This window comes from Streptomyces sp. YIM 121038 (assembly GCF_006088715.1).
Taxonomy (GTDB): Bacteria; Actinomycetota; Actinomycetes; order Streptomycetales; family Streptomycetaceae; genus Streptomyces.
The window spans coordinates 9,371,742-9,397,421 of record NZ_CP030771.1; the positions used below are offsets into that span (position 1 = coordinate 9,371,742).

The window sequence follows — 25,680 nt, forward strand, 5'->3', positions numbered from 1 at the left end:
GGGAAATCCCCTCCCGAAGATGTCGTGCGAGCCCCAGGAGCCCCTTGAGTCCTACTGGAGGAAACATGAAGCGTCCCCAAGCCCTGGCCATGAGTGTCCTGTTGCTGCTGTCGGGCAGTGCCGTGGCGGCCGGCGCCGCCGACGGCTCCGCCGCGGGGCCGTCCGGCCACCACCGGTCCCCGGCCGCGGTGTGGTGCGTGAAACAGGGCGGCACGGCGCAGGTCCAGGTCCCGTACTACACCAAGACCGGCACCCAGATCGTGCGCCTCGGCGGCGAGCGGGAGATGTGCGTGTTCACGGCGGACGACGGCTCGAAGCTGACCATCGGGGCGGACACGCTCGCCGCGACGAAGCCGACGCTCGCCGCCCTCGCCTACGTCCACAAGCCCGCCGACCCCGGCGGCCACCCCGGCAACCCGTCCATCGGCTACTGCAAGGCCCTCAACGGCACGGCGATGTACGGCCCCAGGGCGACGGACGGCGGTGGCTGGGCCAAGAAGGGCGAGACGAACCCGGAGAAGGCGATCCCCGGCTGCATGTTCGGCGACGGCTCGGTGATCGACGCCTGGGCGCTGAAGTACCACTCGGGCGGGGTGATCCGGGGAGCGGACCTGACGAAGAAGTTCCGCGCGGACCTGCCGTAGGGCGCGGCCGCGGGGAGGGGGCGGCTCAAGTGGTTGTGCTGTAAGGTCCCTTCCCCGCACGCCCCGGTCTTCGCCGCCGACGCCACGCCTGGGACGGCTGCCGGGCGGTGGGAGCCCCTCCATGGGGAAGCCCCTCCACGGGCCCCTTCATCGGGCGCCCTTCCACCGGGCATCAGTTCAGCAGCGGCAGGACGAGGGCGAGCACGATGAACGTACTGGTGAACGCGGTGGCCGCGGAGGCGAGGCGCTTCGGCCTGCTCAGGGCGGCGGCGGGCGGCCCGGCGGCGGGCGCGGGGGTCGGGCCGGTGACGTCGTACGCGACGAACCCCAGGAAGAGCGCGAGGGCGACGGTGACCACCGTGACCGCGACGCGGGAAGCCCTGGGATGCCCGTCCCCGAGCTCAAGGGTGGCGGCGACCGTGCACACGTCGGTGATCACGGCCATGGCGGACGCCCCGGCCGCACCCCAGGCCCTGGCACGACCGGCCCCGTCGGCCAGCGCGAGGCGGAAGCCCACGCGCGCGCAGACCGCGGCGGCCAGGGCGGTGCACCCAAGGAGCACGGCGACGACGACGGACACGGAGACCCCCTCGGGGCGAAGCGCCTTGCGGACGCGGCGAGAGGACAGGGCTGACTGCGGCGTCCCCTCCTGCCACTGTCCCAGAGTTTCTGAGACAATGGAAACAACGCAGTTGAACAGCTATGCCGGGGGTGGTGATCCAGCATGACGGCGCGACGCGCCGGACGTCCCATGGCCGCGCTGCGACAGGATCTGCCGCCCGCGCTCCGTTCCTTCGCCGTCGAACTGCGGCGCCGCCGCGCGGAGTCGGGGCTGACCCTGCGCGACCTCGCGCGCGCCATCGAGCTGAGCCCCGCCTCGCTGTCCCGGGTGTTCAACGGCGAGCGCCTCATGAGCGAAGCCGATCTGCGTCGCCTTGCCTCCTCGCTCGGCCTGGCCGAGGACGAGACGAGGGCTCTTGAGCTGGGACTGCGCCAGGCGCGCGCGGAGAGTGAGGGGGCGACGGGTGGCCAGGGGACAGGAGGGAGCGATCTGCGCGACCACCTCCTGGTGTTGCGGGAGGAGTCCGGACTCAGCCTGCGCGAGATCGCCCAGCGACTGGAGGCCGCCGGAACCCCCCTGGGGAAGTCCACGATCGAGCGTGCGCTCCGCGACCCCGCCCCCGCGCTGCCGCACTCCCTTGAGGTGGCCGAGGCCCTGATCGGCGCGTTGCCGGACGCCGAACGCGAGGCCGCCACCCAAGGAGTGCTCCAGGCCGCCCGCGCCGCCGTCACCCCACCCGCCGTACAGGGCGAAGCCCCGTACGGCGCACGACCGATCAGCCAGTGGGATCCGCTCGACCTGGGAGTGCACCGTGCGGTGCGCCCGGCGTCCACGGCCGTCGGACAGGCACTGCCGGGATACGTCCTGCGCGCCCACGACCGGGCCCTGGCCCGCGTGGTGTCGGCCGCCGCCGAGGGCACCAGCGGCATGGCGGTCCTCGTCGGATCCTCCTCCACCGGCAAGACCCGCGCCTGTTGGGAAGCGGTCAGGCCGCTGGCGCCGAAGGGCTGGCGCCTGTGGCACCCGGTCGATCCCACGCGCGCCGACGCGGCACTGCGCGGCCTCGACGAGGTGCGGCCCCGGACGGTGGTGTGGCTCAACGAGACCCAGCACTACCTCGGCCAGCCCCGCCACGGCGAGCGGCTCGCAGCCGCGCTGCACGACCTGCTCGTACGGCCCGAGCGCGGCCCGGTCCTCGTCCTCGGCACCCTGTGGCCCGAGCACGCGCACCCGTACACCGCCCCGCCCGCGCCCGGAGCACCCGATCCGCACCCACGGGCGCGCGACCTGCTCGCCGGACGGCTCGTCGCCGTCCCCGACGCCTTCGACCAGGACGCCCTGAGGTCCGCCGGTGCCCTGGCACGACACGGCGACGCGCCCCTCGCGGAGGCCCTCGCCTGGAGCAGCGGCGGCCGCGTGCCCCAGTTCCTCGCGGGCGGTCCGGAACTCCTGCGCCGCTACGCCGCGTCCACCCCGGCCGCGCGAGCTCTCCTGGACGCCGCGATCGACGCCCGCCGTTACGGCGCGGGGGCCGCGCTGCCCCGTTCCTTCCTCACCGAAGCGGCGGTCGGCTACCTCTCCGACTCCGAGTACGACAGCCTCAGCGGCGACTGGGCCAGGGGTGCGCTCGCCGAAGCCACCGCGCCCGTCCACGGCCGCATGGCGCCGTTGCGGCCCGGCCCCGAGAGGGAGCGGAGGGACGCACGGGACTCGCCCACCGCCCGGGCGTTCCGTCTCGCCGAGTACCTCGTACAGTTCGGCCGCGCCTCGCGCCGGACGCGGTTCCCGCCCTCCTCCTTCTGGTACGCGGCTTACGCACACCTGCCCGCCCGGGATCTCTTCGCCCTGTCCACGGCGGCCTTCAGGAGCGCCCGGCTGACGTGGGCGAACCAACTGGTCCGCCGTGCAGCCGACTTGGGTGGCCCTGTGGTGGAAGGCACGGCCGTCCTCTACTCGAAGGCCGCCTTGGCGGAGCGGTCGGGCGACCACGACGGGGCCGAGCAGCTGTACCAGCAGGCCGCCGAAGCCAGGGACCCACTGGCCCTGTTCCGACTGGCCCAGGCGTACGAACGGGCGGGCGACGCGGAAGGCGTCGAACGCCTGGCCCGAAGCGCGGCGGACGCCGAGGGATTCCTCCCTCTCACGGACACGGGCCCGCGTGCCGGGGAGGGCGCCGAGCCCTTGTACCGCCGAGCCGCCGAGGCCGGTGACCCCCACGCCCTCTTCCGCCTCTTCCGGATGCGCGAGCGCGGCGGTGACCCCGAGGGCGCCGAGCGCGTGGCCCTGAAGGCCGCCGACGCCGGCTACGCCTGGCTGTTCAACTTCCCGGTGCGGTGGCCCGACGGACTGGACGCCGACGGCACGATCACACCTCCCCCTCCCCGGTCCGATGACTGAGAGCAAGTCGGCATAACGGCTGCTGGAGGGCGCAGAAACCGGCGTCCCGCGTCACCTGGTGGCGCCTGATCGGCACCGGCATATGATCACCCGCATGGCGACACGACTCGTGCAGATTTCGATGCAGGCCCGGGACAACTCCGCGGTCGGGCGGTTCTGGGCCGAGGCACTCGGCTGGAAGGTCACCGGCGACAAGGGCGCCGAGACCAACGTCGAACCCGAGGGCTTCTCCTACCCCGACGCGGCCGCCGTCTGCGTCGACGTCATCGGGGTCCCGGAGCCCAAGACGGTGAAGAACCGCGTGCACGTCGACCTCGCCACCACCTCGGCGGCTCACCAGGCGGAACTGGTCGCACGCCTGACGGACCTCGGCGCGACGCCCGCCGACGTGGGCCAGGGCGACGTCCCCTGGACGGTCCTCGCCGACCCGGAGGGCAACGAGTTCTGCGTCCTGGAGCCCCGGGAGATCTACCGGGACACCGGGCCGATGGCCGCGGTCGTGGTCGACTGCGCGGACCCCCGCGCCATGGCCCGGTTCTGGGGCGAGGCGATGGACTGGACCGTGCACGAGGTGAGCGACGACCGTGCGGCGCTGCGCTCCGCCGCGGGCGTCGGCCCGTACCTGGAATTCCTCCGCTCGTCCGACCCGAAGACGGTGTGGAACCGCGTCCACCCCGACCTCCGCCCGTACGCCGGGGACGACCAGGCGGCGGAGGTGGCCCGGCTCCAGGCCCTCGGCGCGACGCGCGTCGACGTGGGCGGCGACATGGCGTGGACGGTCCTCGCCGACCCCGAGGGCAACGAGTTCTGCGTCCTCACACCGCTCTGAGCTCGACCTTCCGCGACCGCCGCCTCGGAGGCGGGGCGGGTCGGGCCGCGCGTGCCCGAAGGGGCGGACCGTGCTCGGCCCGCCCCTTCGGGGCGTTCGTCCATTACGGAAGGCTGTGCACCTTCGGACCGACGGCGTTCGACCACGCGTGGCCCGCCGTCGCGTCCCAGTTCGTCGACCACGTCATGGCGCCGCGCAGCGACGGGTACGTCTTCGACGGCTTGAAGGAGCCGCAGCCGGTGCCGCGGGTCAGGCAGTCGAGGGCGTTGTTCACGACCGACGGGGCCACGTAACCGCTGCCCGCGCCGCGCGTCGACGCCGGGACGCCGATCCCGACCTGCGACGGGTCGAGACCGCCCTCCAGCTGGATGCAGGCGAGCGCGGTCAGGAAGTCCACGCTGCCCTGACTGTAGACCTTGCCGTCGCAGCCGAGCATCGAACCGCTGTTGTAGTACTGCATGTTGACGACCGTGAGGATGTCCTTCACGTTCAGCGCCGTCTGGAAGTACCCACCGGACGTGGACTGCATGTCGATGGTCTGCGGTGCCATCGTGAGCACCAGCTTCGGGCCCGCCTTCGCCGAGAGCTGGCGCAGCGCCTTCGACATGTAGGTGGGGTTGATGCCGTTCTCCAGGTCGATGTCGACGCCGCTGAACCCGTACTCCTGCATCAGCGCGTAGGCGCTGTTGGCGAACGCCGTCGCGGAGGCGTCACTGTTGACGGAGATGGTGCCCTTCTCGCCGCCGACCGAGAGGATCACGGACTTGCCCGCGGCCTTCTTCGCGGCGATGTCCGCCTTGAAGTCGGCGGTGGAGGCGTAGCCGACGGCCGGGTCCAGGTTGAAGGTGATCTGCCCCGGAGTGCTGGTGGCGTCGGCGAACGACACGGCGATGATGTCGTACTGCGAGGACACGTCGCGCAGCTTCTGCACGGTCGCGCCGTTGTTGAAGTTCTGCCAGTAGCCGGTCACCGCGTGCCGGGGCACGGTGCCGTCGCCGCCACCGTCGCCCTTGGGCGTCCGTACGGACACGGCCGTCGACTTCGCCGACTCGCCCGCCGCGTTCGAGGCGCTCACCTGGAAGCTGTACGTGGTCTCCGGCGTGAGGCCGGTGACGGTCGTGGAGGCGCCACTGGCCGACGCGACCTTCGTGCCGTCGCGGTAGACGGTGTAGCCGGTGGCCGTGTTCGACGGGGTCCAGGACAGGTCCACCGACGTGGGGGTCGCCGTGCCCGCCGTGAGCCCGGCCGGGACGGGCGGTATCTCGACCGGGTCGGGGCCGCCGCCCCCGTCGGGTCCGAAGACGCTCACGTCGTCCACGTAGTACGCGCTCTGCCCGTACCAGCCGTGTGTGTACACGGTGACCGAGGTGGTGTTCGCGCCGGTGGTGAAGCTGGTGGAGAGCTGCTGCCAGGACGAAGTGCCCGGCGCCCACGTCGACACGTCGGTGGTGCCGGTGCCGCGGGCGCCGAGGTAGGCGTAGCTGCCCTGCACCCAACTGCTCAGCTTGTACGTCGAGTTCGGCTTCACCGCGACGATCTGGGAACACTCGGCGGTGCCCTGGCCGGACGGGGTGGCCTTGAGCGCCTTCGCGCCGCCGTGCACGGGGGAGGTGACGGCGGCACCGCTGTTCGCGGCGCAGGTCCAGTTGCTCAGGTCCGCCTCGAACCCGGCGTTCTTGGCGACGTTGACGTCCGCCGCCCCGGCGCCGGACGCTCTGGCGCTCGCCGCTCGGGTGCCGGCCGCGTTGTCCGCCGACTGCGCGGGCGCGGCGAGCGCGGTGACGGCGAGCGCGGCGGCCGCGCCGACGGCCATCGCCGCGCTGATTCTCCGGCGGACTCCTGGTCTGCCCTGACGTACACGGTCCACGGGTGCCTCCTGGGGGGAGAGAGGTGAGGTGCGCGAGCGACGACGGCGGCCACCGCTGTTGCGCAAAGTTGGTCCAGACCAATCGAGTTGTCAAGACCTCTGGACAGAACAACCTGCGGCGGAGCACGCGACGGCCGTGGCCGCCGTCCTGGCCGACACCTCGACCGGGACCACTCGGCGGACCTGGGCGGCGGCGACGTCCCGCACGGCGCCGGGCCCGCGCCGACGCTCGGCCACCGGCGCCCAGCTGATCTCCACCCCCGGTTCCACCCAAGGGTCCAGGTGTTCCGGGCCTCGTCGGAGGAGCCTTGAGGGCATGACGACAACCGAGTGGATCACCGACATCGCCCTCGTCCTGGTCGTCTTCCGGCAGCTGCGGGAAGACCGGCTCGACCTCAAGACCTTCCTGGTCCCGCTGGGAATCGTGGCCTTCGTGGCGTACTCGTACCTGGACTCCATCCCCACCGCGGGCAATGACCTGGTGCTGATCGCGACCCTGATGGGCGTGGGGGCCGCGCTCGGCGTCGCAGGGGGCGTCTACACCCGGATCCGGACCCTCGGCGGGCACGTCCTGATCAAGGCGGGGGCGGTGTCGGCGATCCTGTGGGTCGTGGGCATGGGCGCGCGGATGGGCTTCCAGATGTGGGTCGAGCACGGCGGCGGCGCCGACGACGTGGCCCGGTTCAGCCTCGCGCACCACATCACCAGCCAGCAGGCCTGGGTGACGGCGTTCGTGCTGATGGCGCTCACCGAAGTGGTGACGCGCGTGGCCACGATCTTCATACGGAGCCGGAGGCCCGGCCTGACCCGGACCGTGTCCCACCCCGTGCCCGTCACCGACCGTACGGCCTGACCATGCAGTATGTTCTGCCCGTGTCCGCTACGCCGAGTGCCCCGACTCCCCAGCAGGCCGCGGACCAGGAGGCGGGCCCGCGGCCGGTCCCCGGGCAGGACCCGCGGGTGCAGTGGGCCGTGACCCTCGCCGTCATCGCCGTCGGCATCCTGACCGTCCGGCCCATGGGCTTCAGCGGCCGGGGCCTGGCCGTCGCCGTCCTCTTCGTGATCAACGCGGTGGCGCTGCTGGCGCGGCGCCTGCCCGAGCACAGGGTTCCCCAGCCTCTGGCCCTGGTCTGGCTGTCGCTCGGCATCGTCGCGGCGGCCGCCCTGATCGGCATCAGCAGCAGCGGCACGAGTTACCTCTTCGCCTTCTTCCTCGCAGGTCACATCGGATACCGCCTGGAGACCAGGCAGGCCCTCGTGCTCGCCGGGGCCTGCAGCCTGCTCTGCGGCGGCGTCCTGTACTTCCACCTCGGCCCGGGGCACGACCTGTTGCCCTGGACGCTCGGTCTCACCACCGGCACCCCGGTCCTGATCGGCATCATCAACCGCAGTCAGCGGCGGGCCGTACGGGCGGCGATCGAAGCGGCGGAGTCCGCCGAGCGCGCCGCCCGGGCCGAGGCCCGGACCGCCGTGCTGACCGAGCGCAGCCGCATCGCCCGGGACGTGCACGACGTCCTGGCGCACTCGTTGGCCGGGATCAACATGCAGTTGGAACTGGCCGACGCGCTGCTCGAGACCGGCGACCTGGACCGGGTGCGCGAGGCGAACGACAAGGCCCACCACCTGGTCAAGGAGAGCCTGAAACAGGCGCAGTGGACCGTGCACGCGCTGCGCGAGGACGCGCTGCCGCTCCTGGAGAGCCTGACCGCGATGCTCGCGTCGACGGGCCATCGCGATGTACTCACCGTCACCGGGACCGTCCGCGCCGTACCGGCCCAGGTGACCCAGAACCTGCTGCGCATCGCCCAGGAGGCGCTGACCAACGCCGCTCGGCACGCGCCCGGGGGAGAGGTCGGTGTGGAGCTGGAGTTCACCGCCTCATCGACCACGCTGAGAGTCCGCAACCGCCCCGCCACCCGTAAGGTGAGCGTGGCTGTCGGGAGCGGGATGGGGCTGATCGGCATGCGCGAACGCGTCGCCCTGCTGGGCGGAACGGTCACCGCTGGCCCGGTCACCGAAGGGCCGTACCAGGGCGGCTGGCAAGTGGAGGCAGTGATCCCGGAATGAGTGAACCGACGCAGGAGCCGCAGCGGCTGAGGGTGGTCGTCGCCGACGACCAGGCCGCCGTCCGGGAACCGCTCGCCGCGGTGCTCGGACTGACCGAGGACATCGACGTCGTCGCGTCCGCCGCGAACGGCAGCGAGGTGCTGACCGCTGTCGCGGCCGGGCCGGTGGACGTCGTCCTGATGGACCTGAGAATGCCCGTGATGGACGGCATCGAGGCAACGGGCCGGCTGACCGAGGAGCACCCGGAGGTGGCGGTGGTCGTCCTCACCACCTTCGCCGACGACGACTCGATCCTGGGCGCGCTCGGCGCGGGAGCCCGCGGCTACCTCACCAAGAACGCGGGACGCCAGGACATCACCCGGGCGATCCGGGCCGCCGCCGCCGGTCAGTCCGTGCTCGACCGCGAGGTCCAGGACCGGCTCCTCGCCACGGTCAGGACCAAGGCGCCGACACGGGGACAGGCCCTGCCCGAGGACCTCACACCCCGCGAACGCGAGGTCCTCACCCTGATCGGCCAGGGCCTGCCCAACCGGGCCATCGCCGAGAAGCTCTTCATCAGCGAGGCCACGGTCAAGACCCACATCAACAACCTGTTCGCCAAGGCAGGCATCCGCGACCGCGCCGACGCCGTCCGCCGCGCCATCGAGGCGGGGCTGGCCTGACGGGCCCCCTCTTGACCCCCGCCCCGGCGACCCACAGGATCACGCCATGACGGATGTCCGCAGCAGTACGGTCGACGGAGTCCTGCGGCGCAGTGCGCGCCGTACGCCGGAGGGCATCGCTCTGCGGTACGGCGAGCGGGTGTGGACGTACGCCGAGTTGGACGACGCCGTTTCCCGGGCGGCGCGGGTTCTCGCTGAGAGCGGCCTCGGGCGGGGCGACCGGGTCGGGGCGTACGCGCACAACTCCGATGTCTACCTGATCGGTTTCCTGGCGTGCTCGCGGGCGGGCCTCGTCCACGTGCCGGTCAATCAGAACCTCACCGGTGACGACCTGGCGTACATCATCGGGCAGTCCGGGAGCGCGCTGGTGCTCGCCGACCCGGACCTCGCACCCCGGCTCCCGGACACGGTGCGGGTACTGCCCCTGCGCGACGCGGCCGACTCGCTGCTCACACGGCTCGCCGCCGCGGCGCCGTACGACGGGGAGGAGCCGGACAGCGGCGACCTCGTGCAGCTCCTGTACACCTCGGGCACGACTGCCCGTCCAAAAGGCGCCATGATGAGCCACCGCGCCCTGATCCACGAGTACGTCAGCGCGGTGCACGCGCTGGATCTGAAGGCCGCGGACCGGCCGCTGCACTCGCTGCCGCTGTACCACTCCGCGCAGATGCACGTGTTCCTGCTGCCGTACCTGGCGGTGGGGGCCGAGAACACGATCCTCGACGGGCCCGACGCCGCGCGGATCCTGGACCTCGTCGCGGCGGGCCGCGCCGACAGCCTCTTCGCGCCGCCCACGGTGTGGATCGGCCTCTCCCAGCACCCGGACTTCGCCACCCGCGACCTGAGCGCGCTGCGCAAGGCGTACTACGGCGCCTCGATCATGCCGGTGCCGGTCCTGGAGCGGCTGCGGGAGCGGCTGCCGGGGCTCGCCTTCTACAACTGCTTCGGACAGAGCGAGATCGGCCCGCTCGCCACGGTCCTCGGGCCCGACGAGCACGAGGGGCGGATGGCCTCCTGCGGGCGGCCCGTGCTCTTCGTGGAGGCCAAGGTCGTCGACGTCACCGGCGAGGAGGTGCCCGACGGGACGCGGGGCGAAGTCGTCTACCGCTCCCCGCAGCTGTGCGACGGCTACTGGGGCAAGCCGGAGGAGACCGAGGAGGCCTTCCGCGGCGGCTGGTTCCACTCCGGCGACCTGGCCGTGCGCGACGCGGAAGGCTACTTCACCGTCGTCGACCGCGTGAAGGACGTCATCAACTCCGGCGGGGTGCTGGTCGCTTCACGCCAGGTGGAGGAGGCCCTCTACACCCACCCCGCCGTCGCGGAGGCGGCGGTGATCGGCCTGCCGGACGCGCGCTGGATCGAGGCCGTGACGGCCGTCGTCGTCCCGGCCCACGACGCGGCGCAGGTCACCGAGGCCGAACTCATCGCCCACGCCCGCGAGAAGCTCGCCGCGTTCAAGGCCCCGAAGCGGGTCCTGTTCGTGGCCGAACTGCCCCGCAACGCCAGCGGCAAGATCCTGAAGCGGGAGCTGCGGGACCGGTTCGCGGACGGCTGAAGGCATCGCCCCGGCGCGCGAACGGGCCGGCCTCCAGGTCCTCTCGCCAGGACCGTGCCGGCCGGGTGGGTGAGTGGACCGCGGCACCGGACCTGAGTACGCGTACTCAGGTCCGGGCGGTCAGCGTCGACCACAGTGGGGGGTGGACCGGACAAACAACAGGAGACGACCATGTCCCCCAGCGTCACCCGCCCGCGCACCGCCTCCCGCCGACAGACCCGCACGGCCGTGGCCGCCGCGCTCACGGGAGCCGCCGCAGTCGTCGCGCTCAGCGGCTGCTCCGGACTCTCCTTCCGGGACGACATCTGCAGCGGCGGCGAGTACCCCGTCATGACCATCGGGGGGACCGGCTCCGCGTGCGTCAAGGACGGCACGAAGGAGCCGAAGGGGTACACGCGTTACCCCGAGGGCAAGGTGCCGCAGAAGGTCGACGACAAGTGGGACGTGTACTGGCGCACGCACACCGTCGACAAGAAGGGCGACATCATCGACGCCCCCGACGCGGAGTGACCCGGCCCGGCCCCGGCGGGGGAGTTCGCTAGCCCTCCGGATAGAAGACGAACAGCGTGCAGCCGGTGGTCGTCGAGGGCACGTGCCACGAACCGGCCGGGGCGTGCAGGAACGTACCGGGCGGATAGTCGCGTGCCCCGTCGTTGAAGGTGCCCGCGACGACGTAGACCTCCTCGGGGCCGGGCTCGTGGACGTCGCGGTGCGGCCAGGACGTACCCGCGTCCATCTCCAGCATGTTGGCGTGCGCGCCGCTCGGCCCCCGCCACAGGGGACGTACGCGGATCCCGGGGAACAGCTCGCGGACCGGGGACGCGGCGGCAGGGACGGAGGTGTAGCCCTCCTGCATGAGTATCTCGGGGTGCATGCCCGCAACAGTGCCCTGTCCCGGCCGGGCGGGGCAGAGTCTGCCGTGACACCATGGGGTACTTTTGTGCCATGCATCGCGTGGTGGCTCTGGTGCGGCCGGTGCAGTCGGTCTTCGAACTCGGCTGCGCCGTCGAGGTCTTCGGCACCCAGCGGCCGGGCGTGCCCCGGCACTACGCGTTCGAGACGTGTGCGGAGGCGCCCGGCCCGGTGCCGACCACCGGCGGGTACGCGATGTCCGTGACGCGGGGCCTGGCGGCGATCGAGGCGGCGGACACCGTGGTCATCCCCGGCTGGCTGCCGGTGGAGGAGCCGCTCTCCGACCCCGTACGCGAGGCGCTGCTGCGGGCGCACGCGCGCGGGGCACGGCTGGTCACGATCTGCTCCGGAGTGTTCGCACTGGCCCGCACCGGGCTCCTTGACGGCCGCGCGGCCACCACGCACTGGGCCCGTGCCGAACAGCTGCGGCGTGAGTTCCCCGAGGTGCGCGTGGAGCCGGACAGGCTCTACGTGGACCACGGCGACGTCGCCACCAGCGCCGGCGCGGGCGCCGGATTCGACCTGTGCCTGCACCTGGTGCGGAACGACCACGGGGCCGCGTACGCCGCCCTGCTCGCGCGGCACATGGTGCTGCCGCCGCACCGCGAGGGCGGCCAGGCGCAGTACGCGCCGCCGCCTCCGCCCGGGGACGCGCTCGACGGCCTGCTGGGATGGGCCGACGACCGCCTCGGCACGCCGTTGTCGGTGGCCGACCTGGCCGCGCACCTCGGCGTCTCGCCCCGCACCCTGGCCCGCCGCTTCACCGACCGGCTGGGCATGAGCCCGGGCGCGTGGCTGCTGTCCCGGCGGGTGGCGGCGGCCCGCACCCTCCTTGAGGAGACGGACCTGCCCGTCGAGGCGATCGCGGCCCGCGTCGGCCTCTCCTCCGCGGTCAATCTGCGCCGCCGCTTCCGCGCCCACACCGGCACGACCCCGGGCGCCTACCGCCGGGCGTTCCGCGTCCCGTGAGCCCGCCGCAGCCCGGCCCTCGACGCCGCGCAGGCGCGGGACATGGCCCGGCGGCGGGCGCGGGTCCGGCTGGTGGAGCTGGACACCGGGCACACCGTGCACGAGACCGGCCCCGAGGAGTTCGCGCGGGCCGTGGACGCCTTCCTGGCAGGGCTGTGACAGGGCGCGCGGGCCTCGCGGCCCGGCCCGCCGTCAGGGCTTGCGGTGGCGCATGTCGACGATCCGCTTCACCTTGCCCACCGACCGTTCGATCGACTCGGGGTCGACGACCTCCGCCGAGATGGAGACGCCGATGGAGTCCTTGACCGCCGACTCGACCTCGCGCGCGGCGGTGACGCGGCGCCCGCGCGGCGTGTCCACGCGGGACTCCACGCGCACCGTGAGGGCGTCCATGCGGCCCTCCCTGGTGAGACAGAGCTGGAAGTGCGGGGCGAGGCCCGGCGTGCGCAGGATGATCTCCTCGATCTGCGTGGGGAAGAGGTTCACACCGCGCAGGATGACCATGTCGTCGCAGCGGCCCGTGACCTTCTCCATGCGGCGGAAGACCCGGGCCGTGCCCGGCAGCAGCCGCGTGAGATCGCGGGTGCGGTAGCGGATGACGGGCATGGCCTCCTTGGTGAGCGAGGTGAAGACCAGCTCGCCGAGCTCACCGTCGGGCAGCACCTCACCGGTGATCGGGTCGACCACTTCCGGATAGAAGTGGTCCTCCCAGATGTGCAGGCCGTCCTTCGTCTCGACGCACTCCTGCGCGACCCCGGGGCCGATCACCTCCGAGAGCCCGTATATGTCCACCGCGTCGATGGCGAACCGCTCCTCGATCTCGTGCCGCATCTCCTCCGTCCACGGCTCCGCGCCGAAGATGCCGACCTGGAGGGACGTGTTGCGCGGATCGATGCCCTGCCGCTCGAACTCCTCCAGGAGCGTCAGCATGTACGAGGGCGTCACCATGATGATCTCAGGGCGGAGGTCCAGGATGAGCTGCACCTGGCGCGTGGTCATGCCGCCGGACGCGGGGATCACCGTGCAGCCGAGCCGCTCCGCGCCGTAGTGCGCGCCGAGCCCGCCGGTGAAGAGGCCGTAGCCGTAGGCCACATGGACCTTGTGGCCGGGCCTGCCGCCCGCGGCCCGGATCGAGCGGGCCACGACGTCCGCCCACATCGACAGGTCCTGCTCGGTGTAGCCGACGAGCGTGGGACGGCCCGTGGTGCCGCTCGACGCGTGCAGGCGCCGCAGCTCCGACTGCTCCACGGCGAACATCCCGAAGGGATAGTTGGCCCGCAGGTCCGCCTTCGTCGTGAAGGGGAAGCGGGCCAGGTCGGGCAGCGCATGGCAGTCGTCGGGGCTGAGCCCCGCCGCGTCGAACGCGGCCCGGTAGAAGGGAACGTTCTCGTACGCGTGCAGCAAGGTGTCCTGAAGGCGCTCGAGCTGCAGCGCTTCGAGCTCCTCACGACCGAGCCGCTCCGCGGCGTCCAGGAGTGCCGGTGTACGCGCCATGGGCGGATACCCCCGTCCGAGCCGGGCGGCCGAGCTATCGGCCGATCTTGTTTCGGGGTCAGTAATTCAAGCTTTCATGGCTTGTGGCAAGGGTCTCGTACCCCGTGCCGTAGCCGCAGCAGCGGGCGCGGCGCGCCCGGCGGGAAACTAGGGTTTGCGGGCGACCGCGCCGTACATGGCGATGTCCTCGTCCTTGATCATTTCACCCTCCGTGCCGTCCGGGCGCCACTTGTGGACCTGGACGATCCCGGGCTCCACCAGGTCCAGGCCCTCGAAGAACCGCCCGGCCTCGGCCCGGGTGCGCAGCCGCATGGGCAGGCCCCGCGCCGCGTATTCGCGCGCCACCCGCGCCACGTCTTCCGGCGCGAAGTCGGCGGTGCCGACGGACATCGCCAGATAGCTGCCCGACGGCAGGGGTTCCAGGAGGCGCTTGACGATGCCGGTGGCGTCGTGCTCGTCGAGGAGGAAGTGCACGATCGCGATGATCGTGAGCGCGACGGGTTCGCCGAGATCCAGGGTCTCGCGCAGCTCGGGGGCGTTCAGGATCGTGTCGGGGTCGAGCATGTCGGCCTCGATGTACGAGGTCATGCCCTCGGTGGTGCTGGCGAGCAGCCCCTGGGACAGCGTCAGCACGATGGGGTCGTTGTCGACGTACACGACCCGGGACGCCGGAGCGACCGACTGGGCGATCTCGTGGAGGTTCGGCGAGGTCGGGATGCCGGTCCCGATGTCGAGGAACTGCCGGATGCCCGCCTCCCGCGCCAGATACGTCACGGCGCGGTCCATGAAGTCGCGGTTGGCCCGCATGTGGATGGGCAGGGCGGGCCACTCCTGGGCCATCACGTCCCCTGCCTCCTTGTCGGCGGGGTAGTAGTCCTTGCCGCCGAGGATGTAGTCGTAGATGCGCGCCGAGTGCGCGCTGGCGGTGTCGATCCGGTCGGCCGGCCATCCGTCGTCGTGCGACACGGCCCCTCCTGTCAGTCGTGATCTCGCTGTGCGATGAGCGGTGCGGTGAGCGGTGCGGTGAGATACGCGGTGTGCCTGTGTGGTGAACCGTTTCGCGGGAGCGGCCCGGGCCGTGCGCGGAACGAGGGAACAGCTCGGCCCCGAGGGACCGCCGTGCTAGCAGAGGAAGTCGGCGTCGCCGGCCTTCACGCTCGCGAGGAAGCGGGCCACTTCACGAGGCGTGAGGATCAGCGCGGGCCCGCCGGGGTCGGTCGACTGGCGGAAGGCCACCCGCCCGTCGACGAGCTTCTTCGCCTCGAGGCAGGCGCCTCCGGCGTCGTCGCTCCAGGGCTTGCGCCAACCGTGGGCGCCGAGCTCACGGGAAGGCATGCCGTTGCGTATGGGGTGCACTCACAGCTCCTTACGGATCGCGCCGAGCAGGGCTTCGGTCTTCCGGGCGGGCGCCGCCTGGGCGCCCAATCGGTCCAGGGCCTCGCGGTAGACCACCACGTCGTCGCCCTTGTCGAGATAGACGGCCCCGACCAGGCCGTTGACGTAGACGATGTCCGGTAGCTCCGGGGCCTTGAACCGGAAGATGTGGAACGCTCCCGCCCGCATGGCCGGGTGGGGGCCGTTCTTGAAGGGCATGATCTGCAAGGTCACGTGGGGCTGCGCCGTCACCGCGATCAGATGGTCGATCTGCGCGCGCATCACGGCGCCGCCGCCGACCGGCCAGCGCAGGACGGTCTCGTCCATCACGACCCACAGGTGCGGGGGAGCGGCGCGGGTCAGCAGTTCCTGACGCTCCATGCGCAGGGCGACCTGGCGCTCCGTGACGTCGGCCGGGGCGTGCGGATTGCCCGCGCTCAGCAGCGCGCGGGCGTAGTCCTCCGTCTGCAGCAGGCCGTGGACGAACTGCGACTCGTAGGCGCGGATCTGGTGGGCGGCCTGCTCCAGGCTGAGGTAGGCGGCGAACCAGTCGGGCATCACGTCGCGGTACGAGTGCCACCAGCCGCGCTGGTTGGCCTCGCGGACCGACTGAAGGAAGGTGTCGATCTCGCGCTGGTCCGCGACGCCGTACGTCCGAAGGAGCTTCTCGACGTCGGAGAGGCGCAGCCGCGCCACCTTGGCGGCTTCGAGCCGGCGGATCGTCGAGTGGCTGACGCCGATGGCCTCGCCCGCCTGCTCGTACGTGAGACCGGCGCGCGTGCGCAGGTCCTCAAGCCGCTTGCCGAGGATCATGCGCAGGACCGAGGGGGCGCCGCCCCACGCCGTTTGCGCTGTCATGCCCCACCTCCCCGCACCTGTACCGCCTCCCCGCACCTGTACCGCGGTCGTGCCCGCCCAGGGCGTCTCACCGGTGCCTCGATCGCAGTCTGTCACGATCATCGGCTGATGTGAGCAGCTTGCGCGTGACGAATTGAAAATTTCAACTCAGCGGTTGCAGTTCGCTCTTCACAGGTGTCACAGTGGATGTGCTGTCAGGAACGCCAAGAGCCCGTGATGATCACGGAGTTGACAGTCCGTCATGACAGAACGGGCCAGGACGGGCCCAGGCCATGACTCGCCCGCGGCGGTGCCGGTCCGGCGCCACCGCCTCGGCGGCCCGACGACGGGCGGAGGGCGAGCACGTACGCGTCGTCACGCCGTGGTGCGTGGCCGACACCGTCGGTGAGGCGACGGCGAACGAAAGGCGACCCACGTGGTTTCCCCCACCCACCCCACGCCTTCGGATCTCGTGCCGGGGCCCCTGCCCGCGCACCGGTCGACCGTGTTCCGTTTACCGGCCGTCGCCGCCTCCGTACGGGCGGCTCGTCTGCACGTACGCGAGCGGATGACCGAGTGGAACCTCGCTCCGGAAGTCGGTGACGACGCGGTCCTGTTGGTCTCCGAGCTCGTCACCAACGCGATCGCGCACGCCTTCGGCGACCACGTGGTGTGCCGGTTGTGCGTGACCGGACAGCGGCTGCGCATCGAGGTCGAGGACCAGGCCCGAGGGGACACGGTGCCCGCGCAGCGCCCACCGGACCTCGACCGGGAGAGCGGGCGCGGCCTCGCGCTGGTGGACGCACTGGCGCGGGACTGGGGCGTCACGCCGACCGGCGGCGGCTCCGGCCAGATCGTCTGGGCCGAGCTGGCGCCGGTGGCACCGGACTTCGGCGGCGCGGACGCCTGACGGTGCCTCCGGGCGCCCGGGCGGTCCGTTCGGCACCGGCACGTGCCTGACAGACGCGTGCCGGTGCCCCTAGGTTTTCCCCGTGGACGCGCTCACGTGGATCTCGGCGGCCGTGGCGTTGGCCAGTGCCGCGACGACGGCGTTCCTGGGCTACTGGCAGCAGCGCCGGACGGCCGCGGCCGAGCGGCTCAACTACATGAACCAGTACGGGGCGTCGCTCGCGTGGGCGGCCTTCGACCTCCAGAGCCGCCTGTACAACATCCTCCGCGGCAGATACCTGGCCTTCTTCCTGCTCCACGGCACCGAGCAGGACGCGGAACTGGCCCGGCGCAGCACCGTCTACGTCATCGCCGAGTACCTGGGCTGGGTCGAAATCCTCCGGCGGGACGTCCAGTTCCTCGACCTCGGCGGCAGCGGCCCCAACCGCGGCGTCATGAACCAGCTGTCCCGGATCGCCGAGACCCTCAACAGGTCCACCGCCCACCACGACGAGCTGCGCCTGTTCCGCATCCAGCAGCGCGCCATCGGCAGCCTCATGATCCACCCCGACAGCGAGCCCGGCCGCAGACGCTGCCTCGACTACGCGGAGTTCTGCGAACGCCTCGACGCCGACGAGCGCTTCAGGGGGTGGTTCTCCGCGGCGCTGGCCGACGTGGACGCGATCGCCGCGGACGGCGCGCCCTCCGCGCCCCGCCTGCGGGCGTTACAGCGCCAGCTGGTCGAACTCGTCGACCTGCTCGACCCGGACGCCGTACGGTTTCCGCAGTTCCACCTCCAGAGGTTCGGGGACGGCGAGGAGGGCCCGGCCCCCGCGGACGTCTGGTGACCGGCTCACCCCGGCACGACGCACCGGAAGACCTGCCGCGAGCCGCCCTCCGGTCCCGGCTCCGCGGCCTCGGCCGGGGTGAAGCCGAGGCGGGCGTAGAAGTCGCGCGCGCCGCTGGTGACGGCGCCCGGGTGGTCGGCCCCGAAGGTGATCACCTCGATGGTGCCCGGCCCCGGGCCGAACCGGCGCCCGGCCTCCGCCATCAGCGCCTGCCCCACGCCCTGGCCGCGGGCCTGGGCGGAGACGACGAGCCAGTGGACGTGGTGCGTCGGGGCGCTCCCGCCGAACAGGAGCCCGCCCAGCAGGCCCGTCCCGGAGGGCGCGGCGGCGACCAGGGCCGAGGATCCGGCGATGTGTTCCCGTACGGCGCGGTGGAAGCCGGGCTCCTCCACCATCGGGCCGAACCAGTGCTCCACCTGGGCCGCCAGGCTCAGGAAGCCGGGGAAGTCGTTCTCAGTCGCGAGTCTGACGATCATCGGGACAGTCTCACAGGAGTGCGGGCGGCCTGTGCCCCGTGGGGGGCCTCAGCTGTCGAGCAGCCGCCACGCCGTGAGGGCGAGGGTGGCGCGGATCAGGCCCGCGGGCGTGGTGAGTTCGATGCCCAGGGCCTTGCCGATCAGATCGAGGCGACGGGCGACGCTGCTGTGGTGCAGATGGAGCCGGTCGGCGGCGCGGCGCAGTGAGCCCGTGGCGCAGTAGGCCTCCAGCGTCTCCAAGTCCTCGGGGGCGCCGGCGACGAGGCCGATCGCGGCCACGTCGGCGTTGCCGCGCGCGGCGTCCTGCGGCACCTGCGCGAGGAGCGCGAGCGCGCCCAGGCCGTCGTAGCGGACGACCGGCCTCCGCTCGGTGGCGAAGCGCAGTGCGGTCCGGGCCTCGCCCCAGGACCGTTCGGGACTGTCGGCGGTGCCGATGCCCGCGCGCACGCCCGCCGGGAGGCGGTCCACGGCCACGGCACTGGCCAGGACGACGCCCACGTCACCGAGCGGGGCCGCCTTCACCGGGCGGTCCGGGCAGAGCGCGGCGCTGATCCGGTCGAGCGGAACGGACGAGCGTACGGCGACGACGCGCAGCGGCACACCGGTGGCGAACCCCAGCAGGCGCAGCGCGCGGGCCCTGGCCGCCGCGTCGCTGTCGCCGCTGATGGCGAGCTCGACGAGGGCGGGGTCGGCCATGGTGGTACGGGCCGGACCGTACCGCTCGACCACCGCCGCGGCGGCGATGGCGAGCCGGTCGAGGAGGACCTCGTCGAGCGGTCCCGCCGGGCCGGTGCGCTCCAGCCACACCGCGCCGATCTCCTCCTCGTCGAGCGTGATCGGCGCCGTGGAGGACGCGGTCGGCGCAGGGGCGCTCGCCGCGGTGCCGTCGGGCGAGAAGTGGATCGGGCGCCCCGCGCCGTGCAGCCGGATCCCGGCCGGGCACTCGGCGAGGCCCGCCGACGCCCGCGCGAGCGCCGGGAGGTCGACCCGCCGCCGCATCAGCGTGTCGTAGAACATCACGACGCGGATCGCGCCCTCGACATGCGAATCCAGCTGCGAAAGACGTGCGGCCAGTGCCTCCATGAACAGGAGAATAAGCGCCGGTCGGGGCACGGCCCCCGGCGGAGCGCGCGCCGCGTCCGGGGGCGGCGGCCCGGAGTTCGGCGGCCGTACGGCCCGCTGCGGGAAAGGATCGCGGCACGGACAGCGCGACCAGGCCGTTCTCGCCCCGCAGGGACGCCCGGGACGGCCGGAGATCGTAAGATCAACTTCCGGTAAGTGGCATACGGGATTCCGGCGAGGGGCAGTGCGATACCCGATGATCTACGACGGGCGCACGCGCTCAACACGCGGCAGACGAGCGGTCGCTGAGCGCTGCCGGAGCCTGACCGAGGCCCGCTGGTTCGGCCTGGCGGTCTTCGTCCTCATCCTCGCCAACGCCGCCGTCCTGGGCGTGGAGACGTACACCGGGGTCGTGCACCACTGGCACGAGGAGCTGAAGCTCGTCGAACACGGCTTCCTCGTGCTCTTCACCGCGGAGGTCCTCCTGCGGCTCGGCGCGCACGCCGACCGGCCCCGCGCCTTCTTCCGCGACCCGTGGAACCTCTTCGACCTCGCCGTCGTCCTCTGCGCCTTCCTGCCGTTCGCGCGCGAGAACACCACGGTGCTGCGGCTGCTGCGCCTGGCCCGGGTGCTGCGCACCGCCCGGTTCCTGCCGCAACTGCGCATCGTGCTGGTCGCGGTGGGCCGCAGTCTGCCCGGCACGGTGAGCTTCCTGCTCGTCGGCACGCTCGTGCTCTACGTGTACGCGATGGTCGGCTGGGTCTTCTTCGCCGACGCCGACCCCGAGCACTTCGGCTCCATCGGCCGCGCCGTGCTCACCCTGTTCCTCCTGATGACCCTCGACGGCCTCGGCGACGCGGTCCGTGCGGGCCTGGAGATCTCCCGCTGGAGCATCGTCTACTACGCGACGTACGTCCTGATCGCTTCCTTCGTCCTGGTCAACGTCCTCATCGGCGTGGTGATCACCTCCCTCGACGAGGCACGCACGATGGAGGAGCAGCACGAGGCACGGCAGCGGCGGGACGCGGACGCGCCGCCGGACGAGGCAGCGGACGCCGAGCACGAGCTGCGCTCCCGCATCGCCACCGCACGCCGGGCGCTGGACGAACTGGAGGAGAGCCTCGAACGCCTGCCGGGGGCGCGCCGCTGAGCCCGTACGGGGCTCACGCCGGTTGCGGCACGACGGCGACCGGGCAGACGGAGTGGTGCAGGAGCGTGTGGGCGACCCGGCCGAGGTGCGGGCCGTGCCCTCGCCGGGCGCCGATGACGAGCAGGTCGGCGCGGGTCGAGGCGTCGAGGAGCACCAGGTGCGCGGCGCCTTCGACGACTTGCTCGAGCACCTCGACGGAGGGGCGGTCGGCCACGGCGTCGCGCACGGCCGAGGCGAGGCCGTCCGCCGCGCGCCGCTCGTGGCCGTCGGCGTGCTCCCCGGGCCCGTGACCGGCGGCGCCGGACCCGTGCAGCGGACGGCGCCACACCCGTACGGCCTCCAGGACGACGTGGCGCCGCTCGGCCTCGTCGACGGCGAACCGGACGGCCGCCGGGAGCCGCTGCTCGGGCACGCCGACCACGACGCGCTGCCGCGTCCCGGCCCTGGCCTGGTTGTCGTGACGGCCGCGGAGCACGATCACCGGGCAGCCGGCCTGAGCGGCGACGCCGAGGCTGACCGAACCGAGCAGCAGTTCCACGAGGCGGCCGCGCCCGCGCGAGGCCAGCACCAGCGCCACGGCGTCGTGGGCCTCGCGCAGCAGCGCGGGGACCGGATCCCCGTCGCTGATCCGGACGGAGAGCTTGAGGTTCCCGTCGCGCCGGTGGGCCCGCCGCGCGGCGATGTCGACGACGCTGTCGGCCGGTTCCCCGGCCGACGGCCCGCCCCGTACGTCCGCGCGCGGGAGGTCGTCGCCCTCCCGTGACGCGGCGTGCACGAGGCGCAGCGGTACTCCGCGCACGGCGGCCTCGTCGGCGGCCCAGTCGACGGCGCGCAGGCTGTGCTCGGACCCGTCGATGCCTACGACGAGGGGGAGTTCCATGCACCTCACCTCTTCCGAGGACGCTCAGTGGCGCGTTCCTGTGGGCATCGAGCGGTGCGGAACGGGCTCCGGGGCGCTGACGGGACGGTGCCCCACGGGGCCCCTTCTCGTGTCAGTGTCGCGTGTCATCCGCCGTCCGGACAGGGGGCGCAGGTCCCTGCGGTCGGGGGAGACATACGGTGTCACGAGTCACGTCGCTCCACCAAGATGCTCAGATTCCGTACGCCGGTCACGCACGGTGCTGCGGCCCGCGCGGCGCGGTGGGACGCTTTCGGCAGGCAGCGTACCCACGGCTGTCCAGGGGGATGCGATGCGGATGATGCGACGCCTCAGGGGTGCGGGCGCGGTGGGCCTCGTGGTGGCTCTCGTGGTCTGCGGCGCGGCGGGCTGCGGCGGTGGCGGCCGGACTCCGTCGGATCAGCGAGGTGGCACCGACGGACCGGCGTCCCCGCCCACCTCGGCGCGGTCCGGCGGTTCGAGCGCGGAGGCGCCCGGCGACCGAGGAGGCGGCACCGGCGATCACGGCGGAGTCGGGGACGCAGGGGGAGCGGGCGGTGGCGACGGCGGCGGCGAAGGCGGGGACGACATCCCGCCGGCCTCCGCGCCACCCGTCGCGCCCGGCGAAGGTGAGATCAGCGGTATCGGGGTGTACCCCGGCGAAGACATCGGCGGCGTCGACAGCAGCAGCCCCTCCGTCGACGGGACGGCGGGCAGCACCTCCAGCTCGCCGCCGCAGCCGTGCGGCGACTCCGGCGGCGGAGGCGGTTCGTGCGCCCCGTCGGCCGCACCCGGGTCTTCCGCGATAGCGCCACCCACGGCGGGCGGGGAATCCTGAAGGGGGTTCCTGACGCCGGTTTTTGGGGCGGCGGGCATGCCCTCGTCGTGATGTCGGGCCGCGGAGGCGGTCGGCCCGCGGACTGTGCCTCCGGCACGTTTGGAGATGGAGGTCGATTGCTGGATAGAGTTGTTCCCTCTTGATTCATCACCGCTGGTCGAGGGGGCGATCGGCGGTCGGTGGACGACTGACGTCCTGGGGAGGGCTTGCCGCGCATGAGTCGTCGCTCTAGTGGTCTGGTCGGTGTCTGGGCCGAGGCGCAGCGCCAGCAACAGCGCCAGAGGGAAGCCGAAGCCAGGCTGCGGAGGGAGCGGGAGCGGGAGGCTCGTGCCCAGCAGCGCCAGCAGGCCCGCGACTACCGGGAGTACCGCCAGGCGGAGGCCAGGCGGCGGACCGAGGAACTGGACTCCGAAGTCGATGCGCTTCAGGGCCTGTTGGCGTCGGGGTGTCGCGGCCCCGCCTTCAGGGCGGCCATGCTCCTGCGGGCCGAGGAGGTCGAGCCGTTCTCGCCGGGGCACCTGGCCGTGCCGGTCACCATGCCGGACCCGAACCAGTACCAGGCCCAGGGCGGTTGGACGGCCGGCCGCCGCGCACAGGCACAGGCCGAGGCGCGGGCCAGGTTCGAACACGACTGGCAGGCCGCGCAGGCGGCGGAGACCCGGCGGCAGCAACAACTCGCCGCACTCCACCACCAGTACGCGCAGTGGGCCGAGAGCCAGCTCGCGGAGGTGCGCGGCTACAACGCGAGCATCGCCGAGGTGTCCGCGGGAGTGCGGCGCGGCGACCCCGAGTCCGTGGTGGAGTACTTCTCCGCCGCCCTCTACGCCTCCACCGCCTGGCCCGAGAGCTTCCCGCGCCGGATCTCCGCGGCCTACGATCCGGCGGCACGACAGCTGGTCCTCGACTGGGAGCTCCCGGGCTTCGACGTCGTCCCCGAGACGAAGTCCGTGCGGTACATGGTCACCGCCGACGAGGAGAAGGAGACACCGCGCCCGGTCAGCCAGCGCCGGTCCCTGTACCGCGACGTCCTCGCGCAGTGCCTGCTGCTCGTCCTGCACGACCTCTTCGCCGCGGACGAGCACGGAGCCCTCGAGTCGGTGGCGCTGAACGGATTCGTGGACGACCACGACCCGGCGACGGGCAGGCAGACGCAGATCTTCCTGGCCACCGTGATGGCGCCGCGCTCCACGTTCACGCAGATGCATCTGGAGCAGGTGGACGCGGTGAGCTGCCTGGCCGACGGGCTCAGGGGCCAGCTGACGGCACGGCCCGACCAACTGGTGCCCGTGCGCCTCGGGCGCAGGCCCGACGACGTGGGCAACCACGTCGTGACCCACGGCGGTGCCGGTGACGAACCGGATCTGTACGACATGGATCCGATCGTGTTCGAGTCGCTCGTCGCGGACCTCTTCCGCGCCATGGGCATGCAGGCCGTGATGACGCAGCGCTCGAACGACGGCGGGGTGGACGTCGACGCCCTGGACCCCGCCCCGATCCGCGGCGGCAAGATCGTCGTACAGGTGAAGCGCTACCGCAACACCGTGCCGCCCACGGCGGTGCGCGACCTGTACGGCACGGTCCAGGACCAGGGCGCCAACAAGGGCGTGCTGGTCACCACGTCGGGATTCGGTCCCGGCTCCCACACCTTCGCCAACGGCAAGCCCCTTGAGCTGATATCGGGCAGCGAGCTCGTCGACCTGCTGCACCGGCACGGACTGCACGGCCGCCTCGGCGAGCGCACCGCGCCCGCACCGGCTCCGGCCCCCGCGCCGCAGCCGGAGGACCACAACGTCCTGGGCATGTCCTGGTCCGGCGCCGTGGCCCTCGACGTGTGCGCGCTCGTCTGCTCGGGCCACCGCGTCCTCAGCGACGACCACTTCGTGTTCTTCAACAACCCCCGGACGCCGGACGGGGCGGTCCGCGCCCACCCCGCCACGCCGCCCGACAAGGCCGCCCTCCGCGTCTCCTTCGAAGCGCTGCCCGAAGCGGCGGACCGGCTGGCCCTCGTGGCCGCGATCGACCCCGAGACCAATCCCGACGCGGACCTCTCGGGCTTCACGGACGCCCGCATCCGCCTGCTGGATCCCGCCCTGACCGAACTCGGGCAGCTCGAGGTCTCCGACGGCCGCGCGGGCGAGACGGCCCTGGTCCTGGGGTCCTTCCGCCGCCGGGCGAGCGGCGACTGGGACTTCGTCGTGGGAGGCAAGGGATACCCGGGCGGCCTGGAACAGCTGCTGCCGGACTTCGGGATCGCCGTGGAGTAGGGCTGCCGCGACGGCCCGCCCGCGTCCGGAAGCCGCCGCTCGGGGCATGATCGAGGCGGCGGCATCCGGCCGCGCACCACCAGACGCGCCGGGTCTCACGCGGTGCCGACAGGTCCGTCCCATAACCTCGTGCGGGGAGACGTTCGTGCAGGGAGACGTCAGCTCCCACGTGTCACCCCTGGGAGGAGGCGATGGTGCTCGGAAGGGGCATGCGGTTGCTCGTGGGCGCCCTGGTCGTGGCCTGCCTGGTGCTCATCGGCCCCAGTACGCCGAGCGGTGCCGTCTTCGGCGGGTCCCAGCCCGTCGAAGCCGTCCGGGACGTCGTGCCGAACCGGGTCATGACCTGGAACATCTGCAACCCCTGCGGCGAGCAGAACAACGTCGGCCGGGCAGCGGAGATCGCCGCCCACGCGCCCCAGGTCATCGGCATGCAAGAGGCGTGCGTACGGGACGTCGAGAGGATCCGCGACTATCTGGAGGACCTCCACGGGCTCGTCTACCACGTCGAGTACGGTTCGGTGCTCCGCAAGCGCGGCCGCTGCGGGGGATGGCCGTGGAGCCCGGGGGCCTTCGGCCAGGCCATCCTCTCCGCGGCACCGATGACGGACCGCGTGAACGTGGAGTACCCCGACGGCGGCTCCGAGGACCGCGGCTACATGGCCGTCACCACCCAGGTGGGCGGCGAGTCCGTCCGGGTCTTCAACACGCACCTCGCCCAGCGCAGCCAGGAAGCGGTCCGGGCGGACCAGGCCGGTGTGCTCGCCACGGAGGTGGCCCGGCACGACCGCGCGATCGTCCTCGGTGACTTCAACGCCGTGCCGGGCGCTCCCGAGCTCCACCGGATGTGGGCACTGGCCACGGACACGGATCCCCAGTGCCACCCCTCGCTGGTCGGCGCCTGCAAGCCGACCACGGACTGGAACCTCAAGTTCGACTACGTCTTCCTCCGGGGCATCGCCCCGCTCGCACATCGTGTGCACCCCAGTGCGTACTCCGACCACCACCTGGTGCAGAGCGACCTGGACCTGACCTAGCGCCCCGGGCCGCGGCCGTGCGTCGGGGGCGCGTGGCAGAGGACGGCATGAGCGGGGCGTGCGCCGGTAGTGCG

Annotated in this window: 24 protein-coding genes; 14 read left to right on the forward strand and 10 right to left on the reverse strand. The window is 72.5% G+C overall.

The genetic code is table 11. From position 1 onward, the window contains the following. The first annotated feature begins 65 nt into the window (after positions 1-65). Entirely contained in the window at positions 66-644 is a 579-nt protein-coding gene (locus tag C9F11_RS39615) for a hypothetical protein (RefSeq protein WP_249402074.1), read from the forward strand. Positions 645-816: 172 nt separating this feature from the next. On the opposite strand, the gene C9F11_RS39620 is transcribed toward C9F11_RS39615, so the two are convergent. Beyond that, positions 817-1,224: a hypothetical protein gene (locus C9F11_RS39620; protein WP_138964940.1), complete on the reverse strand. Its 408-nt coding sequence runs from the start codon at positions 1,222-1,224 to the stop codon at positions 817-819. Positions 1,225-1,368: 144 nt separating this feature from the next. Here C9F11_RS39620 and C9F11_RS39625 point away from each other — a divergent pair, with 144 nt between their 5' ends. Both C9F11_RS39625 and C9F11_RS39630 read left to right on the forward strand, forming a co-directional pair. Next, a complete protein-coding gene (locus C9F11_RS39625; RefSeq protein WP_138964942.1) occupies positions 1,369-3,603 on the forward strand; it encodes a helix-turn-helix domain-containing protein in 2,235 nt (744 codons plus the stop codon). Between the two features lie 94 nt (positions 3,604-3,697). Further along, the gene (locus C9F11_RS39630; RefSeq protein ID WP_138964944.1) at positions 3,698-4,432 is read left to right on the forward strand and encodes a VOC family protein; all 735 of its coding nucleotides are present in this window, start codon (positions 3,698-3,700) and stop codon (positions 4,430-4,432) included. Between the two features lie 103 nt (positions 4,433-4,535). On the opposite strand, the gene C9F11_RS39635 is transcribed toward C9F11_RS39630, so the two are convergent. After that, positions 4,536-6,245 (reverse strand): glycoside hydrolase family 18 protein, encoded by a 1,710-nt coding sequence (locus C9F11_RS39635; RefSeq protein ID WP_138967537.1) that lies wholly within the window; start codon positions 6,243-6,245, stop codon positions 4,536-4,538. Between the two features lie 370 nt (positions 6,246-6,615). Here C9F11_RS39635 and C9F11_RS39640 point away from each other — a divergent pair, with 370 nt between their 5' ends. The 5 genes from C9F11_RS39640 to C9F11_RS39660 all read left to right on the forward strand — a co-directional run bounded on the left by C9F11_RS39640 (position 6,616) and on the right by C9F11_RS39660 (position 11,093). Continuing rightward, positions 6,616-7,152, forward strand: a complete 537-nt coding sequence (locus C9F11_RS39640) for a hypothetical protein (RefSeq protein WP_138964946.1) — start codon at positions 6,616-6,618, stop codon at positions 7,150-7,152. 2 nt (positions 7,153-7,154) lie between these two features. Beyond that, positions 7,155-8,366, forward strand: a complete 1,212-nt coding sequence (locus C9F11_RS39645; RefSeq protein WP_138964948.1) for a histidine kinase — start codon at positions 7,155-7,157, stop codon at positions 8,364-8,366. After that, positions 8,363-9,028 (forward strand): response regulator transcription factor, encoded by a 666-nt coding sequence (locus C9F11_RS39650; protein ID WP_138964950.1) that lies wholly within the window; start codon positions 8,363-8,365, stop codon positions 9,026-9,028. The genes C9F11_RS39645 and C9F11_RS39650 overlap by 4 nt, the downstream gene beginning before the upstream one ends. 46 nt (positions 9,029-9,074) lie before the next feature. Beyond that, positions 9,075-10,583, forward strand: coding sequence for an acyl-CoA synthetase (locus C9F11_RS39655; protein ID WP_138964952.1), 1,509 nt, complete (start codon positions 9,075-9,077; stop codon positions 10,581-10,583). 171 nt (positions 10,584-10,754) lie between these two features. Next, positions 10,755-11,093: a hypothetical protein gene (locus C9F11_RS39660; protein ID WP_138964954.1), complete on the forward strand. Its 339-nt coding sequence runs from the start codon at positions 10,755-10,757 to the stop codon at positions 11,091-11,093. A 28-nt stretch (positions 11,094-11,121) separates the two neighbouring features. Here the strand turns inward: C9F11_RS39660 and C9F11_RS39665 are convergent, their stop codons facing one another. After that, the gene (locus tag C9F11_RS39665) at positions 11,122-11,457 is read right to left on the reverse strand and encodes a cupin domain-containing protein (protein ID WP_138964956.1); all 336 of its coding nucleotides are present in this window, start codon (positions 11,455-11,457) and stop codon (positions 11,122-11,124) included. A gap of 71 nt (positions 11,458-11,528) precedes the next feature. Here C9F11_RS39665 and C9F11_RS39670 point away from each other — a divergent pair, with 71 nt between their 5' ends. Next, a complete protein-coding gene (locus C9F11_RS39670) occupies positions 11,529-12,464 on the forward strand; it encodes a helix-turn-helix domain-containing protein (RefSeq protein WP_138964958.1) in 936 nt (311 codons plus the stop codon). A gap of 192 nt (positions 12,465-12,656) precedes the next feature. On the opposite strand, the gene paaK is transcribed toward C9F11_RS39670, so the two are convergent. The 4 genes from paaK to C9F11_RS39695 all read right to left on the reverse strand — a co-directional run bounded on the left by paaK (position 12,657) and on the right by C9F11_RS39695 (position 16,190). Further along, positions 12,657-13,958: a phenylacetate--CoA ligase PaaK gene (gene paaK / locus C9F11_RS39680; RefSeq protein WP_138964960.1), complete on the reverse strand. Its 1,302-nt coding sequence runs from the start codon at positions 13,956-13,958 to the stop codon at positions 12,657-12,659. Positions 13,959-14,105: 147 nt separating this feature from the next. Next, positions 14,106-14,924, reverse strand: a complete 819-nt coding sequence (locus C9F11_RS39685) for an SAM-dependent methyltransferase (RefSeq protein WP_138964963.1) — start codon at positions 14,922-14,924, stop codon at positions 14,106-14,108. A gap of 156 nt (positions 14,925-15,080) precedes the next feature. Next, on the reverse strand, positions 15,081-15,293 hold the full coding sequence (locus C9F11_RS39690) for a DUF397 domain-containing protein (protein WP_138967539.1): 213 nt from the start codon (positions 15,291-15,293) through the stop codon (positions 15,081-15,083). Between the two features lie 21 nt (positions 15,294-15,314). Beyond that, complete coding sequence (locus C9F11_RS39695; RefSeq protein WP_138964965.1) at positions 15,315-16,190, reverse strand: helix-turn-helix transcriptional regulator; 876 nt, start codon at positions 16,188-16,190, stop codon at positions 15,315-15,317. A 484-nt stretch (positions 16,191-16,674) separates the two neighbouring features. Between C9F11_RS39695 and C9F11_RS39700 the strand changes: the two genes are divergently transcribed. After that, complete coding sequence (locus C9F11_RS39700; protein WP_171076001.1) at positions 16,675-17,079, forward strand: ATP-binding protein; 405 nt, start codon at positions 16,675-16,677, stop codon at positions 17,077-17,079. An 82-nt stretch (positions 17,080-17,161) separates the two neighbouring features. Then, positions 17,162-17,905: a hypothetical protein gene (locus C9F11_RS39705; protein WP_138964973.1), complete on the forward strand. Its 744-nt coding sequence runs from the start codon at positions 17,162-17,164 to the stop codon at positions 17,903-17,905. 5 nt (positions 17,906-17,910) lie between these two features. On the opposite strand, the gene C9F11_RS39710 is transcribed toward C9F11_RS39705, so the two are convergent. Together C9F11_RS39710 and C9F11_RS39715 are read right to left on the reverse strand one after the other, a co-directional pair. Continuing rightward, complete coding sequence (locus C9F11_RS39710) at positions 17,911-18,381, reverse strand: GNAT family N-acetyltransferase (RefSeq protein ID WP_138964975.1); 471 nt, start codon at positions 18,379-18,381, stop codon at positions 17,911-17,913. Positions 18,382-18,429: 48 nt separating this feature from the next. Then, positions 18,430-19,464, reverse strand: coding sequence for a helix-turn-helix domain-containing protein (locus C9F11_RS39715; RefSeq protein ID WP_138964977.1), 1,035 nt, complete (start codon positions 19,462-19,464; stop codon positions 18,430-18,432). A gap of 235 nt (positions 19,465-19,699) precedes the next feature. Here C9F11_RS39715 and C9F11_RS39720 point away from each other — a divergent pair, with 235 nt between their 5' ends. Beyond that, a complete protein-coding gene (locus C9F11_RS39720) occupies positions 19,700-20,593 on the forward strand; it encodes an ion transporter (protein WP_138964979.1) in 894 nt (297 codons plus the stop codon). Between the two features lie 13 nt (positions 20,594-20,606). On the opposite strand, the gene C9F11_RS39725 is transcribed toward C9F11_RS39720, so the two are convergent. Next, entirely contained in the window at positions 20,607-21,473 is an 867-nt protein-coding gene (locus C9F11_RS39725) for a universal stress protein (RefSeq protein ID WP_138964981.1), read from the reverse strand. A gap of 1,050 nt (positions 21,474-22,523) precedes the next feature. Between C9F11_RS39725 and C9F11_RS39730 the strand changes: the two genes are divergently transcribed. After that, on the forward strand, positions 22,524-24,572 hold the full coding sequence (locus C9F11_RS39730; protein ID WP_171076002.1) for a restriction endonuclease: 2,049 nt from the start codon (positions 22,524-22,526) through the stop codon (positions 24,570-24,572). Between the two features lie 191 nt (positions 24,573-24,763). After that, a complete protein-coding gene (locus C9F11_RS39735) occupies positions 24,764-25,606 on the forward strand; it encodes an endonuclease/exonuclease/phosphatase family protein (protein WP_138964983.1) in 843 nt (280 codons plus the stop codon). The last annotated feature ends 74 nt before the right edge of the window (positions 25,607-25,680 follow it).

Excerpts from the sequence above, each read along its gene's own strand:
- C9F11_RS39615 (WP_249402074.1), top strand. The coding sequence starts at position 66 with ATGAAGCGTCCCCAAGCCCTGGCCATGAGTGTCCTGTTGCTGCTGTCG.
- C9F11_RS39625 (WP_138964942.1), top strand. The coding sequence starts at position 1,369 with ATGACGGCGCGACGCGCCGGACGTCCCATGGCCGCGCTGCGACAGGAT.
- C9F11_RS39630 (WP_138964944.1), top strand. The coding sequence starts at position 3,698 with ATGGCGACACGACTCGTGCAGATTTCGATGCAGGCCCGGGACAACTCC.
- C9F11_RS39635 (WP_138967537.1), bottom strand. The coding sequence starts at position 6,245 with ATGGCCGTCGGCGCGGCCGCCGCGCTCGCCGTCACCGCGCTCGCCGCG.
- C9F11_RS39640 (WP_138964946.1), top strand. The coding sequence starts at position 6,616 with ATGACGACAACCGAGTGGATCACCGACATCGCCCTCGTCCTGGTCGTC.
- C9F11_RS39645 (WP_138964948.1), top strand. The coding sequence starts at position 7,155 with ATGCAGTATGTTCTGCCCGTGTCCGCTACGCCGAGTGCCCCGACTCCC.
- C9F11_RS39650 (WP_138964950.1), top strand. The coding sequence starts at position 8,363 with ATGAGTGAACCGACGCAGGAGCCGCAGCGGCTGAGGGTGGTCGTCGCC.
- C9F11_RS39655 (WP_138964952.1), top strand. The coding sequence starts at position 9,075 with ATGACGGATGTCCGCAGCAGTACGGTCGACGGAGTCCTGCGGCGCAGT.
- C9F11_RS39660 (WP_138964954.1), top strand. The coding sequence starts at position 10,755 with ATGTCCCCCAGCGTCACCCGCCCGCGCACCGCCTCCCGCCGACAGACC.
- C9F11_RS39665 (WP_138964956.1), bottom strand. The coding sequence starts at position 11,457 with ATGCACCCCGAGATACTCATGCAGGAGGGCTACACCTCCGTCCCTGCC.
- C9F11_RS39670 (WP_138964958.1), top strand. The coding sequence starts at position 11,529 with ATGCATCGCGTGGTGGCTCTGGTGCGGCCGGTGCAGTCGGTCTTCGAA.
- paaK (WP_138964960.1), bottom strand. The coding sequence starts at position 13,958 with ATGGCGCGTACACCGGCACTCCTGGACGCCGCGGAGCGGCTCGGTCGT.
- C9F11_RS39690 (WP_138967539.1), bottom strand. The coding sequence starts at position 15,293 with ATGCCTTCCCGTGAGCTCGGCGCCCACGGTTGGCGCAAGCCCTGGAGC.
- C9F11_RS39695 (WP_138964965.1), bottom strand. The coding sequence starts at position 16,190 with ATGACAGCGCAAACGGCGTGGGGCGGCGCCCCCTCGGTCCTGCGCATG.
- C9F11_RS39710 (WP_138964975.1), bottom strand. The coding sequence starts at position 18,381 with ATGATCGTCAGACTCGCGACTGAGAACGACTTCCCCGGCTTCCTGAGC.
- C9F11_RS39715 (WP_138964977.1), bottom strand. The coding sequence starts at position 19,464 with ATGGAGGCACTGGCCGCACGTCTTTCGCAGCTGGATTCGCATGTCGAG.
- C9F11_RS39720 (WP_138964979.1), top strand. The coding sequence starts at position 19,700 with ATGATCTACGACGGGCGCACGCGCTCAACACGCGGCAGACGAGCGGTC.
- C9F11_RS39725 (WP_138964981.1), bottom strand. The coding sequence starts at position 21,473 with ATGGAACTCCCCCTCGTCGTAGGCATCGACGGGTCCGAGCACAGCCTG.
- C9F11_RS39730 (WP_171076002.1), top strand. The coding sequence starts at position 22,524 with ATGAGTCGTCGCTCTAGTGGTCTGGTCGGTGTCTGGGCCGAGGCGCAG.
- C9F11_RS39735 (WP_138964983.1), top strand. The coding sequence starts at position 24,764 with ATGGTGCTCGGAAGGGGCATGCGGTTGCTCGTGGGCGCCCTGGTCGTG.